At 69.8% G+C, this 12,834-nt stretch carries 11 protein-coding genes; 2 read left to right on the top strand and 9 right to left on the bottom strand.

Going from position 1 to position 12,834, the window contains the following annotated elements; all coding sequences use genetic code 11:
• Nucleotides 1-2: 2 nt before the first annotated feature.
• Genes QZ500_RS02660 through QZ500_RS02650 form a run of 3 tightly spaced genes read right to left on the bottom strand, consistent with a single transcriptional unit; the run spans nt 3 to nt 2,977 of the window.
• Nucleotides 3-1,010: a tripartite tricarboxylate transporter substrate binding protein gene (locus QZ500_RS02660; protein ID WP_295850445.1), complete on the bottom strand. Its 1,008-nt coding sequence runs from the start codon at nt 1,008-1,010 to the stop codon at nt 3-5.
• A 31-nt stretch (nt 1,011-1,041) separates the two neighbouring features.
• A complete protein-coding gene (locus QZ500_RS02655; RefSeq protein WP_295850442.1) occupies nt 1,042-1,947 on the bottom strand; it encodes an amidohydrolase family protein in 906 nt (301 codons plus the stop codon).
• A 34-nt stretch (nt 1,948-1,981) separates the two neighbouring features.
• The gene (locus QZ500_RS02650) at nt 1,982-2,977 is read right to left on the bottom strand and encodes a tripartite tricarboxylate transporter substrate binding protein (protein ID WP_295850439.1); all 996 of its coding nucleotides are present in this window, start codon (nt 2,975-2,977) and stop codon (nt 1,982-1,984) included.
• 198 nt (nt 2,978-3,175) lie between these two features.
• Between QZ500_RS02650 and QZ500_RS02645 the strand changes: the two genes are divergently transcribed.
• Nucleotides 3,176-3,886: an IclR family transcriptional regulator gene (locus tag QZ500_RS02645; protein ID WP_295850546.1), complete on the top strand. Its 711-nt coding sequence runs from the start codon at nt 3,176-3,178 to the stop codon at nt 3,884-3,886.
• Between the two features lie 22 nt (nt 3,887-3,908).
• On the opposite strand, the gene QZ500_RS02640 is transcribed toward QZ500_RS02645, so the two are convergent.
• The 5 genes from QZ500_RS02640 to QZ500_RS02620 all read right to left on the bottom strand — a co-directional run bounded on the left by QZ500_RS02640 (nt 3,909) and on the right by QZ500_RS02620 (nt 10,361).
• The gene (locus QZ500_RS02640; protein WP_295850436.1) at nt 3,909-4,637 is read right to left on the bottom strand and encodes an extensin family protein; all 729 of its coding nucleotides are present in this window, start codon (nt 4,635-4,637) and stop codon (nt 3,909-3,911) included.
• A gap of 48 nt (nt 4,638-4,685) precedes the next feature.
• On the bottom strand, nt 4,686-6,782 hold the full coding sequence (gene priA, locus QZ500_RS02635) for a primosomal protein N' (protein ID WP_295850433.1): 2,097 nt from the start codon (nt 6,780-6,782) through the stop codon (nt 4,686-4,688).
• A gap of 1,091 nt (nt 6,783-7,873) precedes the next feature.
• Complete coding sequence (hemE, locus tag QZ500_RS02630; protein WP_295850430.1) at nt 7,874-8,986, bottom strand: uroporphyrinogen decarboxylase; 1,113 nt, start codon at nt 8,984-8,986, stop codon at nt 7,874-7,876.
• Between the two features lie 67 nt (nt 8,987-9,053).
• On the bottom strand, nt 9,054-9,230 hold the full coding sequence (locus tag QZ500_RS02625) for a hypothetical protein (RefSeq protein WP_295850428.1): 177 nt from the start codon (nt 9,228-9,230) through the stop codon (nt 9,054-9,056).
• Between the two features lie 111 nt (nt 9,231-9,341).
• Entirely contained in the window at nt 9,342-10,361 is a 1,020-nt protein-coding gene (locus QZ500_RS02620) for an asparaginase (RefSeq protein ID WP_295850425.1), read from the bottom strand.
• A gap of 409 nt (nt 10,362-10,770) precedes the next feature.
• On the opposite strand from QZ500_RS02620, the gene QZ500_RS02615 reads away from it, so the two are divergent.
• Complete coding sequence (locus QZ500_RS02615; protein ID WP_295850423.1) at nt 10,771-12,162, top strand: methyl-accepting chemotaxis protein; 1,392 nt, start codon at nt 10,771-10,773, stop codon at nt 12,160-12,162.
• Nucleotides 12,163-12,383: 221 nt separating this feature from the next.
• Here QZ500_RS02615 and QZ500_RS02610 read toward each other — a convergent pair.
• A partial coding sequence (locus QZ500_RS02610) for a thioredoxin family protein (protein WP_295850421.1) occupies nt 12,384-12,834 on the bottom strand: 451 nt, incomplete at its 5' end.

Here is a 12,834-nt window from a genome sequence, read left to right as displayed (position 1 = left end):
GGTCACTCGGCCTTGATGTTTCCGTCGCGGATCACCCGGGCCCATTTGGCGGAATCGGATTTCTGCAGGTCGCCCAGCTGCTGCGGCGTGCCGCCGACCAGGGTCACGCCCAGCTTCTCGGCCAAGGCCACGACAGTCGGGTCCTTGAGCGCGGTGTTGATCTCGCGGTTCAGACGCTGCACCACCGGCTGGGGCGTGCCGGCCGGCGCGAACACGGCCTGCCACTGTTCGACGACGAAGTCCTTCAGGCCGGCCTCGCCCATCGTGGGCACCGTGGGCAGGGATTTCAGGCGAGCGGCGGACGTGACGGCCAGCGCCCGCAGCTTGCCGGACTGGATGTGCGGCAGCGCCGCCGCGGCGGGCGCGAACATGAAGTTCACCTGCTCGCCGAGCGTGTCCTGCAGAGCCGGCGTGTCGCCCTTGTAGGGAATGTGGTTGAGCTGCAGGCCGGTCTGCTGCTTCAGCAGTTCGCCCTGCATGTGCAGCACGGTTCCGTTGCCGCCCGACGCATAGGCCAGCGTGCCGGGGGCCTTCTTCGCGGCGGCGATCAGGTCGGCGACCGTTTTGAACGGCTGGTTCGCGCCCACCACCAGGATGTGCGGGATCGTGCCGATGGTGACGACCGGTGCGAAGCCGGCAATCGGGTCGTAGGGCAGCTTGCCCATCAGATGCGGCGCGATGGCCTGGGGGCCGATGGAGGTGCCCAGCAGGGTGGTGCCGTCCGGTGCGGCCTTGGCGACGTAGGCCGCGCCGATGGTGCCGGTGGCACCCGCCTTGTTGTCGACGATCACGGTGGTGCCGAGCGGGCCCGCGATGCGCTGCGCCAGGTTGCGGCCGAGCACGTCGGTGCTGCCGCCGGGCGGGTAGGGCACCACCCAGGTGATGGTCTTGCCGGCCGGCCAGTCGCCCTGCGCGAAGGCGGGCGGCACGATGCCGGCGGCCACCGTGGCGGCAGCGAAGGTCGTGAAAGCGCGGCGGCTGACGGCGCGCGGGGTGCGGGGCAGATGCATGGGATGTCTCCGGGAAAAAACGCGGCGGTCGTCAGGCGTCGAAGCCGTAGAGCGTCCGCGGGTTGTCGACCAGGACGCGGTGCAGGGCCGCGTCGTCGTGGCCGATCCAGCGCGAGAGCGCGTCGACCTGCGCGGCGTCGTCGGGCATCGGGTGGTGGCCGGCGGAGGCGGTGACATGCGGCCAGTCGCTGCCCCAGACCACGCGGTGCGGCGCAACGGCGAGGTAGCTCCGGGCCAGCGTGTCGAGCGCGGGGTCGTCTACGGTGTGCGAGGCGCTCACGATGTAGCCGCCGGACAGCTTCACCCACGTCCGTCCCTCGGCGAGCAGCCGCAGCAGCAGGGCGTGGGCCGGGTGGCGGTGCGCATCGTCCGGCGCCATGCGGCCGAAGTGGTCGAACACCAGCGGCACCGGCAGGCGCTCCAGCACATCGGCCAGATCGGCGAGCCGGTCCGGCACCATCAGCAGCTGCAGATGCCAGCCCAGCGGCGCGATGCGCCGTGCGAGCGGCTCGATCTGCGCTTCGCTGCCGGTCACGCCGAGCGAGAGGTTGAGCCGGATGCCGCGCACACCGAGTCCATCGAGCCGCTGCAGTTCGGCATCGGTCTCCGTTCCGTCGATCACCGCCACGCCGCGGGCGTCCGTCCCGAGCGCTTGCAGTCCCGCGAGCATCGGCCGGTTGTCCGCACCGTAGGTGGACGGCGTGACGAGCACGGTGCGCCGTGTGCCGATGCGCTGCTGCAACTGCCGGTAGTCGGCGACCGTCGCGTCGGGCGGCAGCAGGCGGGCACCGGCCACCGCCGGAATCCGGCGGTCGTAGAGATGCATGTGGCAGTCGCAGGCCTGCGATGGCACCGCGGCCCGCGGGGCGGCGGTGCCGGCCGAGAACGGCACGGTACCGGCGTGACGGTGCGACGACGACAGCATGTCGGCGGTCATGGCGCGAGCGGGGCAGAGAGCCGGGTGGACGCGGTCAGTCGATCGTCGCGCCTGAGTCCTTGACGATCTTCCCCCAGCGCGGGATCTCGTTCTTCAGCAGCGTGGCGAACTGCTCGGACGTGCCGCCGATCACGTCGCCGCCGTCGGACTTCAGCTTCGCGGCCACGGCCGGGTCGCGCAGGGCGTTGTTGATCTCGGTGTTGAGTGTCTTCACGATGGCAGGCGGGGTGCCGGCCGGCGCGAGGATGCCGAACCAGGTCACCGCGTCGAAGCCCTTGTAGCCCGATTCGGCGAGCGTCGGCGTGTCCGGCAGCTCGCCCGAACGCTTGGCCGAGGTCACGGCAAGGGCGCGCAGCTTCTGGTTGCGCACCTGGCCGAGCAGCGTCGGCACCGAGGACATGTACAGGTCGATCTGGCCGCTCACCAGGTCGGTCATCGCCTGCGCGGCGCCCTTGTAGGGGATGTGCTGCAGGTCGATGCCGGCGGTCTTCTGCGCCAGCTCGCTCGCCAGGTGGGCGACGGTGCCGTTGCCCGAGTAGCCCATGGTGATCGTCTTCGGCCGCTTCTTCGCATCGGCGACCACGTCGGCAAACGTCTTGTACGGCGAGTTCACGCCCACGGCGATGACGATCGGCGAGGACGACACCAGCGCCACCGGCACCAGGTCCTTCAGCGGGTCGTAGGGCAGCTTCGGGTAGAGCGTCGGGTTGATCGCCAGGTTGCTGGTCTGGCCGAGCACCAGCGTGTAGCCGTCGGGTGCGGCCTTGGCGGCCTGGTCCACGCCCAGGTTGCCGCCGGCGCCGGCGCGGTTGTCGACCACGATGGTCCACTTCAGCGTGTCGGCGAGCTTCTGCGACACGGTGCGCGCGATCATGTCGGTGCCACCGCCCGGCGGGAACGGCACGATCAGGCGGATCGGCTTGGACGGATAGGCCTGCTGCGCGACGGCCGGAAAGGCGGCGGTGCCGGCGGCGAGCGCAAGGCCCAGGGCGAGGGCCGCGCGGCGGCCGGTGGCAGGGTGGAACGTCATCGACAGGTCTCCTTGTGGTGCCCGCGGCCTCGTGCTGCGGGGCGGTGGCGCACTGTAGGGTGCGGTTTCGTTCCGTACAATGTTGTTTCGACGAACGAAACGCATGCTGGAAAGCGAAACTTGAGGAAAACCCTAGGTTCCCCCTCGGCGGCACCGCCCGGTCCGGGCCCGGCCGAGGCCGAGTCGAGTACCGGGAGCGTGGTCGCGGTCACCCGCGCGATGGCGCTGCTCGGGGCCTTCGCGCTCGGCGAATCGCAGCTGTCGCTGGCCGAACTGAGCCGCCGCTGCGGCCTGCACAAGACCACCGCGCTGCGCATCGCCCGCACCCTGGCGATGGCCGGCTACATGGTGCCCTGCGACGACGGCGGCTGGCGGCTCGGGCCGGCGGCCGGCTGGCTCGGCGCGCGCTACCAGTCGGGCTTCGACGTGCAGGACGTGGTCGAGCCGATGCTGCGCAAGCTCTCCAAAACCACCCGGGAAAGCGCGGCGTTCTACGTGCGCGAAGGCGATTTCCGCACCTGCCTGATGCGGGTCGAGGGCGTGCAGCCCTTGCGCCACCATGCCCGCATGGGCGAGGCGCTGCCGCTCGACAAGGGCTCGCCGGGCCGGGTGATCCTGGCGTTCTCGGGCCAGCGCGGCGCGGTGTACGAACGCATCCGCCAGCGCGGCTACTGCCTGTCGATCGGCGAGCGGGAGAAGGGCGTGGCAACGGTGTCGGCGCCGGTGTTCGGCACGCACTGGAAACTGCTCGGCTCGGTCTGCATCTCGGGCCCGGCCGCGCGGCTGACCGAGGCGGTGCTGGAGGCGCATGCGAAGACGGTGATCGATGCGGCCAATGCGCTGTCGTATGCGCTGGCGGGCAGCGTGTCGGCGCAGACGCCGACGGTGGTGTCAACCTGGCATCCGTAGCGGCGGCGGTAGCCGCACCGCGTCAGCGGCAGACGCGGTTGGGGCCCTGGTCGAAATGGAAATGGTCGCGGTGCGCCGCGTTGTATTCCGGCCCCAACACGCCTGCGAAGAATCGGCACGCCGACCCGTGCGCAGCCCGCAGGAAGGTGGGCTGCGGCGCATCATCGGGCGCAGCGCGCCAGTCGCGCAGCACCGACACCCGGCGGCCGTCGGCCAGCCGGAAGCCGGCGATGTCGAACGCGTTGGCGGTCGCATGCTGGCTGCGCCGGCCCTCGGCCTGGCCGTACACGTTGCGGCAGGCGTAGCTGCCCAGGTGCTCGATCGCCGCCACGCGGCTGCCCAGGTACTGCTCGGCCGCCGGCTGCAGGCCGTGCCGTTCCCAGAGCGCGAGCCGCGCCACCGCCGGGCACGCGAGCACGAAAGTTGAAGAAAACGTGACCCCCCCGACGCCGCTCACCCGGCTGGCGTTCTGCCAGCCGCAGCCGTCGTCGCCGAGGCGGTCGGCCACCGGCGTGTGGCGCACGCCGGCCGTGTCGAGCCAGCCGGTGCAGGCCGCAGGCGTGGCGGTCGCGCGGCGCAGTTTCCAGGCGGAGAACGGGCCGGGCGGCTCGGCGATGTCGAGCGGCGCCCACGGGTTCCACTGCGGCGGCAGCCGGTGCCGGCCTTCCTCCCAGGTCCAGGCCAGTGCCGCCAGCGCGGCGGCGGCGAGGACCAGGCGGATGGCGATGGCGGCGACGGCGCGGGCAGGCATGCAGCGAGTGTGCGCAGCCGCGCCGCCGCCGCGGTTACCCGATGTGGGTCAGACCGCCAGCGGGTCCACGTCCACCAGCCAGCGGATCAGCCCCTTGTGCGCGGGATCGGCCCGGGTGGCGTGCAGCAGCGGCTGCCACGCCGCCAGATAGCGCTGCAGCGCCTGGCGCGACGAGCTTTCGAGCAGCATCTGCGCACGCTCGACATTGGCGACGCGCTGCACCGCCATCGGCACCGCACCGAAGGCGACGACCTGGCCGTCGGCATCGAGGCCTGCGTCCTGCGCGGCCTGGCGGGCCGCGACCAGGAAAGCCTGGGCCACCTCCTGGCTGCGGGCGTCGGCGCGTACCAGCGCCTGGAAGGCGAAGGGCGGCATGCCGGCGGCCCGGCGCTCCTCGAGCTGCTGCGCGGCGAAGGCGGGATAGTCGTGCGCCTTGAGCGCGGCGAAGAGCGGGTGGGTCGGCTGGTCGGTCTGCACCAGCATCTCGGCCGTGCTGCCTTGCTGCGCGACGAAGGCGGCGTCGCGTCCGGCGCGGCCGCCGGCTTGCATCAGTAGTGCGAACAGCCGCTCGGCCGCCCGGAAGTCGCTGGAGAACAGGGCGCCGTCGGCATTTACCGCCGCCACCAACGTGATGCGGCGGAAGTCGTGGCCCTTGGCGATCATCTGGGTGCCGACCAGCACGTCCACCTCGCCGGCGTGTACCTCGGCCAGCTGCGATTCCAGGGCACCCTTGGCGCGGGTGGTGTCGGCGTCGATGCGGGCCACCCGCACCGGCCGGCCGTCGGGCCGCCGCACGCCGGCGAGCAGTTCGCCGAGCGTTTCCTCCAGCCGCTCGGTGCCGCGGCCGAGCGGCGCGATGTCCACGTTGCCGCAGGCCGGGCAGGCGCGCGGCACCCGTTCGGCGAAACCGCAGTGGTGGCAGCGCAGCGTGCGGTCGATCTTGTGGAAGACGCGGTAGGCGCTGCAATGCGGGCATTCGCTCTTCCAGCCGCAATCGTGGCAGGTGAGCACCGGTGCATAGCCGCGGCGGTTGAGGAACACCATCGACTGCTCGCCGCGCGCGATCCGCTCGCCGATGGCCGCCAGCAGCGGCGCCGACAGCACTGTGCCGCGCGGCTGGTGGTTCATGTCGATGCGGCGCACGACCGGCAGCGCGCCGCCGCCGACACGGTGCGGCATCTCCAGCCGCAGGTAGCGGCCGCCCGGGTCGTCGCCTGTGGGCGGCCGGCTGGCGTGCCAGCTCTCCAGCGAGGGCGTGGCCGAACCGAGCAGCACCTTGGCGCCTTCGCGCCGGCCGCGCCAGACTGCGAGGTCGCGCGCCGAATAGCGGGCGCCCTCCTGCTGCTTATAGCTCGGGTCGTGTTCCTCGTCGACGACGATCAGCCGCAGCGTCGGCATCGAGGCGAACACCGCCATCCGGGTGCCCAGCACGATGCGCGCTGCGCCGGTGTGCGCGGCCAGCCAACTGCGCAGCCGCTGCGGGTTGGTCATGCCGCTGTGCAGCGACACCACCCGGTCGGCGCCGAAGCGGGCGCGGAAGCGCTCCTCCAGCTGCGGGGTCAGGTTGATCTCGGGCACCATCACCAGCGCCTGCGCGGTGGCCTCCCGTGCGAGCAGGGACTGCACGGCGTGCAGGTACACCTCGGTCTTGCCGCTGCCGGTGGCGCCGAACAGCAGGAACGGACCGGGATGGGCCTCGAAACCGGCGATGGCGCCCGCCTGTTCTGCGGTGAGTGCTATGGTTTCAGGACCGATGTGCGCTGCCTCGTCCCCGGCCTGCGCGCCTGCGGTCCGGCGCAGCCGGCGCGCCATCTGCACGCCGTCGAGCCCGCGCAGCTGCGGCGGCAGCGCGGCCAGCGCCACCTCGCCGGCGCCACGCTGGTAATAGCGGGCGGCGAAGGCGACCAGATCCCGCCACGCCTCCCCCAGCGGCGGAACGCCGTCGAGCACGCCGGCGACGGCCCGCACCTCGACGCCCGGCGCGGGCGGCTCCGCATTGCCGTTCCAGACGATCCCGAGCGTCTCGCGGCTGCCCAGCGGCACCCGCACCAGCGTGCCCGGCGGCAGCGGTGCCTTCGCCGCATAGCTCAGCGATCCGGCGATGCCGCTGTGGGCGGGCGTCTGGACCAGGACGGGGATCAGCATGGTGCCGGCAGGCGCCGCGGGCCGCGGCTGAGAAGGAAGGTGGGGTTCATCGCGCAAATGCTTGACCGGACAGGGATTTGGAGCACGCTGCGTATTTCTGTGGATAACTTTGTTGACAGAGTGCAGCGGCGGCGCTGGCCGTCGGGGCACCATTGTCGTGCTTCCGGTGGACGGCTTCTAAGGTCATTCGATTTATCTATATAAATCAATGGCTTGTAAAATTCCGCACAGAGTTCACTCCATGACCCGATGCCAAGTGGTACGTCTCCGCGCATGTGCACAACCGACACGGGTCCATACGAAAAAAGGAGCGCCCGAGGCCCTGTGGGCGCGGATATGCGGGCCTGACGCGGTGCAGCACGGCGCCATCCCCGCTTTTTGGGGATAACTTTGTTGATAGCCGGTAGCGAGCCGTGCCAAGTCCGCGCCGGCATTGGGCACCCACGGATTGCGCGAAAAACAGGCTGCTGGCGCATGCCATACGAATCAACGACTTACGCGTGTTGAGCGAGCGGCTGCACGCTTCGACGCGTGCTGTGGGTTTTCGGCGCCCGCTCTGCCGTTGGTGTGCATAAGCAAGCCTGCAGCACAAAATTTTTTGCTTGACAGCCGGCGGAGCGGTTTCAGTGGACCGGCGTCGGCCGGCTGTCGCTCACAGAGCCTTGGCGGGCGCGGGTCCGGCGGCGAAGTCGGCACTTCCTTTGGCCGTCGGCGGGTTGCTTTCGATCCGCTGAGCAGCCTGTCAAGCCCCGGTGGCTCGCGTCGCTCGGCACCGGCGGCCCCGGCCAACCGACGCCTGCGACGGACCTCCGCTAAGTGCCTGATGCGCAAAGGATTTGCGACAGATTCCCGTTTTTTGTGGATAACTTTGTTGAAAGCTCTGTGGCGATGGCGCCGAAGCCGCGCCCAGCAAGGCTTTCGACACGGTGCCCGCCAAAAAAGCAACAGATGGAACCTATACAAATCAACGACTTAGAGATGCCAAACCGAATGTGACTTTTAAGTGACACCGCTTGGCGACCGCTGTCAGCCAACCGCCCGATGTGTGCATAAGCCGAAACACCCGGTTGCAGGTCGGTTGCGGAAAACCGTCAGGCGACCCGCAGACGACGGGAATGGCGGTGCACGGCCTCGACCAGGGCGGTGACGTGCTCCGGCGGCGTGTGCTGGCTGATGCCGTGGCCCAGGTTGAAGATGTGGGTCGGGCCGGTGGTGGTCGGGTCGGTGTGCGGCGTGCCGAAGCTTTCCAGCACCCGGGCGACCTCGGCGTCGATCTGCGGCGGTGGGGCGAACAGCACGTTCGGGTCGATGTTGCCCTGCAGCGCCTTGCCGGGGCCGCCGACCGTGCCGCCGACCAGCCGGCGGGCGGTGCCCAGGTGCATCGTCCAGTCCAGGCCGAGCACCTCGCAGTCGAGCTGGGCGCCCATCTGCTCCAGCCACAGGCCGCCGCCCTTGGTGAAGACGATGCGCGGCACGTCCTGGCCGTCGGCGCCGGTGCGCTTCAACTGTTTGAGCACCCGGGCGGTGTAGGCGAGGCTGAACTGCTGGAAGGCGCCATCGGCGAGCACGCCGCCCCAGCTGTCGAAAATCATGACCGCCTGCGCGCCGGCGTCGATCTGGGCATTGAGGTACTGCGCCACCGCATCGGCGTTGACCGCCAGCATCCGGTGCATCAGATCCGGCCGGCTGTAGAGCATCGTCTTGACCAGCCGGTAGTCGTCCGAGCCGGCGCCCTCGACCATGTAGCAGGCGAGCGTCCAGGGGCTGCCCGAGAAGCCGATCAGCGGCACTCGGCCGTTCAGCGCCTGGCGGATCGACGACACCGCGTCGAACACGTACTGCAGCTTGTGCATGTCCGGCACCGCGAGCGCCGCGACGGCCGCCTCGTCGCGCACCGGATGGGCGAACTTCGGCCCTTCGCCGAGCTGGAAGGACAGGCCCAGGCCCATCGCGTCGGGCACCGTCAGGATGTCGGAGAACAGGATCGCCGCATCCAGCGGATAGCGGTCCAGCGGCTGCAGCGTGACTTCGGTGGCGTAGTCGCGGTTGGTGGCGAGGCCCATGAAGCTGCCGGCCTGCGCGCGGGTGGCGCGGTATTCCGGCAGGTAGCGGCCGGCCTGGCGCATCAGCCAGACGGGGGTGTGGTCGGTGGCCTGGCGCCGACAGGCCCGCAGGAAGGTGTCGTTCTGGAGGGGGGCAAACATGGGCGGGATTGTCGCCGCTGCCCCGGCGCGGCGCCGGGCCGCCATGCGGCAGCGGCGGGGCCGGAGGTCAGTCGCCGTCGCCGTCGGCACCGTCGGTTGCGCCGTCGTCCGGCGCGTCGGGTGCGTCTTCGAGCGGTTCCATCTGCCAGCGGTTGTCGGTGCCCGGGTCCTGCGGGACGGAGTCCTCGCTGACCGGCTTCACCGGCTCTTCGTTGTCGGGGTTCGGATGCGGGGTGGTGCTCATGGGCGTGCCTGTTCGGTGAGGAGAAAGAGACACGCCAGCATGGGCGGGCGAGGGCGGAGCGCCTGTCGGGGATCGGCCCGCACGGCCGTAGGCATGCGTTCGACGCGGCCCTCAGTAGGTCGAGAACACCTGTTGCATGCCGGCCGCATCCAGCCCTTCGGCCAGCGCCAGGGCGGCCAGCAGCCGCGCCTTGGCGCCGTTCTGGTCGTCGGCCGCGACCCAGCCGAGGCCGTCGTCGTCGACGGCGCCGTTGCGGACGACCGCGCCGCCGCCGGTGCGGCTGGCACGCACCAGCAGCACGCCGCGCGCACGCAGGCCGTGCAGCGTGGCTTCGAGGTAATCGGGCACGGTGCCGCCGCCGAAGCCCAGGTGCACGATCGCCCGCGCGCCGGCGGCGGCCAGCGCCTCGTAGGGCGCGGGGATGGTGTGGCCGTGGGCATAGACCACGCCGACCTCGGGCAGCGCGGCGATCCGGCCGATGTCGAACAAGCTCGCCGTGGTGTGCGGCCGCGCCGGCAGCCGGTAGAAGCGCACCCGGCCGTCGGCCACCGTGCCGAGCGGCCCGTATTCCGACCGGAAAGCATCGGTGCGGCTGGCATGCGTCTTCGCCACGTCGCGGGCGCTGTGGACCTGCTGGTCCATGACCACCAGCACGCCCTTGCCCGCCGCCTCGGGGCTGCCGGCCACGACCACCGCATCGAGCAGATTGAGCGGCCCGTCGGCGCTCAGCGCGGTGGCCGGACGCATCGCGCCGGTCAGCACGATCGGCTTGGCGCTCGGGATCGTCAGGTGCAGGAAATAGGCGGTTTCCTCCAGCGTGTCGGTGCCGTGGGTGACGACGATGCCGTCCACCTCGTCCGACGCCGCCAGCGCCGCGACCCGGCGCGCCAGCAACAGCAGGCGCTCGTTGTGGAAGCTTTCGGAGCCGATCTGCAGCACCTGCTCGCCCTGCACCGCGGCGACCTCGGCGATCTGCGGAACGGCGGCCAGCAGCGCATCGACACCGGTGACGGCCGAGGTGTAGCGGCCGGTGTCGGCGGCCGTGGCACCCGCGCCGGCGATGGTGCCGCCGGTGGCGAGGAGGGCGATGCGCGGCAGGGAGTGTCGAAAAGCGTGCGAGGTAGGCGGCATGGGGGGCGCAAGCAGGTAGGTCTGCCAAGTATCGCCAGCGCCGTTGCCGGGCGATCTTTGGTGGTGCTGACGGCCCTGCAAGGGGCATTCCCGCCCATGCCGCAGGTTTCTGCCGGCCGGTTCACGCGACAGAGATTAATTAATCTGCCATATCAAAATAAAAGGAAAGCTTCGATTTCTGAAATCTGCGTAATCAACTGCGCCTGGGACTGGTGGGAATATTCCGACAAACAATCGGCTTTTCCGGTCTTCACTTCTTCGAATGAAACTCAATGTAAGTGGTAATCATAAGATGATGCTGCAATACATAAAATTATGTATCAAGAATTTTATTATGAAAAATTCCATTACTTATTCGAATTATGTGAGGCACTCCCTCCACTTGGTTTCGCGGTCTGCCGATACTGTCATGCTGTCGACGCTGGTACTGTCGGGATTTGCGGCCATGCTGCTGGGGCGGCACGAAGGACTGCTGGCCTTCGCCGTGCTGGGAGCCTTCTCGATCGCACTGCCTGGCGTCATGGGTTTCTGGCTGGGCAGGGGCACCACGTTTTCATGGGTCGCATTGACGTTATCGAATGCCGCCATGGTGGCGTTCCATATTCAGATTTCTCGCGGAACCGTCGAATACCACTTCGGCGTTTTCGTTTTGCTGGGTCTGCTGCTCGTCTATCGGGACTGGCGACCCATCGTGCTGGGAGCGGCTTTTTTCGCGGTGCATCATGTGCTTTTCGATCGGCTGCAGGCACTGGGTTGGGGCGTCTACTGCACCACCACGCCTGATTTTGGGAACGTTGTCCTGCACGCGGCCTACGTGGTCCTGCAGACCGGCATCGAAATCTTCCTGGCACTTGTCTTGCGGCGGGCCGCCATCGAGCAGGCCGAATTGAACAGCGTCGTCGCTGCGATCGACCAGGGCGGTTCGCTCCACCTGGATGTCTCGGGACTGCATGTGGCGTCGCCGGCCGCACGCAACCTGCAGGCGGCGATGGGCAAGATCGCCAACGCCCTGAGGGAGGTCGGCGCTGCGGCGGGCCATGTCGAGCTTGCGGCCGACGAGATTGCCGTAGGCAGCCACGACCTGAGCCGGCGGACGGAGAGCCAGGTCAGCAGCCTGCAGCAGACCGCAGCGTCGATGGAGATGCTGACGCAGTCGGTTCGGGCGACCGCCGATTCCGCCGACACTGCCGCACAGTACGCGGGCGAGGCCTCGAGGACGGCCTCCGGCGGCGGCAGCGCGGTCCACAAGGTAGTCGAGACCATGCAGAACATGGCCCAGTCGTCCAGCGACATCGCCGAGATCACGGGCGTCATCGACGGGATCGCTTTCCAGACCAACATCCTGGCGCTGAACGCGGCGATCGAGGCGGCGCGGGCCGGAGAGCATGGCAAGGGCTTTGCCGTCGTCGCCAAGGAGGTGCGCAACCTGGCGGCACGTTCCGCCGACGCCGCCAAGCAGATCAGGACCCTGGTCGAAGAAAACCTGTCGAAAGTGAATGCGGGCCGGAAGCAGGTCAACGACGCAGGGTCGGGCATGGCCAGCGTGGTGGAGGGCGCGCTCAAGGTCAGCGACGTGGTGCAGGGCATCGCCACAGGCACGCGGCAGCAGAGCACCGGGATCAGCGACATCAGCCGCTCGATCACGCAACTCGACTCCTTCACCCAGCAGAACGCAGCACTCGTCGAACAGAGCGCGGCCGCCGCCCAATCGCTCCATGCGCAGGCGGTGAAGCTTAACGAAGTCGTGCGCCGCTTCGTGCTCGGCGACATGGCGCGCAGCGCGCTGGTCCGGCTGGGGTAGCGGAGGACCGGTCGCCGCGGGGAATCGGACCCGCGGCCTGCCGCAGACGCCGGAAGGTGGCAGGAAAAGCAGGCATTCCAAGGTCGGCCGGTTTGCGCTCGCGACGACCGCGCACGGCGAATACGGTCTCGTTCTCCGGTCCGGTCTGGCCCGGCCTAGCCCGGCCCGACCTGGACCTGACCGCGGCGCGGCGCGGCGCGGCGGTCGATGCAGTGCAGCGCCTACAGCGCGGCGATCGCCGCCTTCAGCTCGTCCGCACTCAGGATCTCGCTCAGCACCACCGGCGGCCGGCCGGGTGCCTGCAGCAGGTAGACCGGCACGCCGCTGCGGCCGAGGGCGCGCAGGGCGGCGCCGATCGCCGGGTCCTGCCGGGTCCAGTCGGCGCGCAGCAGGGCGACCTGCCGGGCGTCGAACGCGGCCAGCACGTCGGGGCGGGCGAGGGCGCCGCGCTTGTTGACCTGGCAGGTCACGCACCAGGCGGCAGTGAAATCGACGAACACCGGCCGGCCCCCGGCGGCCAGTGCGGCGGCCCGGTCGGCGCTCCAGGGCTGCCAGCGGTCGCCGGCCTGCGCCACCGGGTCGGCGAGGGGGGCGATCTGTAGCATATTCCGGCCCCAGGCGCCCGCCACGCCTGCGAAAGCAGCTATCGAAAGCGTAGCGACGACGATCCGG

Origin of the sequence: uncultured Xylophilus sp. (assembly GCA_913776965.1) — a bacterium.
GTDB lineage: Bacteria > Pseudomonadota > Gammaproteobacteria > Burkholderiales > Burkholderiaceae_C > Xylophilus.
Note: the sequence above shows the minus strand (reverse complement) of the source record. Positions and strands in the feature narration are given on the sequence as shown.

Coding starts and splice junctions, on each gene's coding strand:
- QZ500_RS02660 (WP_295850445.1), bottom strand. CDS start 1,010: ATGCATCTGCCCCGCACCCCGCGCGCCGTCAGCCGCCGCGCTTTCACG.
- QZ500_RS02655 (WP_295850442.1), bottom strand. CDS start 1,947: ATGACCGCCGACATGCTGTCGTCGTCGCACCGTCACGCCGGTACCGTG.
- QZ500_RS02650 (WP_295850439.1), bottom strand. CDS start 2,977: ATGACGTTCCACCCTGCCACCGGCCGCCGCGCGGCCCTCGCCCTGGGC.
- QZ500_RS02640 (WP_295850436.1), bottom strand. CDS start 4,637: ATGCCTGCCCGCGCCGTCGCCGCCATCGCCATCCGCCTGGTCCTCGCC.
- priA (WP_295850433.1), bottom strand. CDS start 6,782: ATGCTGATCCCCGTCCTGGTCCAGACGCCCGCCCACAGCGGCATCGCC.
- hemE (WP_295850430.1), bottom strand. CDS start 8,986: ATGTTTGCCCCCCTCCAGAACGACACCTTCCTGCGGGCCTGTCGGCGC.
- QZ500_RS02625 (WP_295850428.1), bottom strand. CDS start 9,230: ATGAGCACCACCCCGCATCCGAACCCCGACAACGAAGAGCCGGTGAAG.
- QZ500_RS02620 (WP_295850425.1), bottom strand. CDS start 10,361: ATGCCGCCTACCTCGCACGCTTTTCGACACTCCCTGCCGCGCATCGCC.
- QZ500_RS02615 (WP_295850423.1), top strand. CDS start 10,771: ATGCTGTCGACGCTGGTACTGTCGGGATTTGCGGCCATGCTGCTGGGG.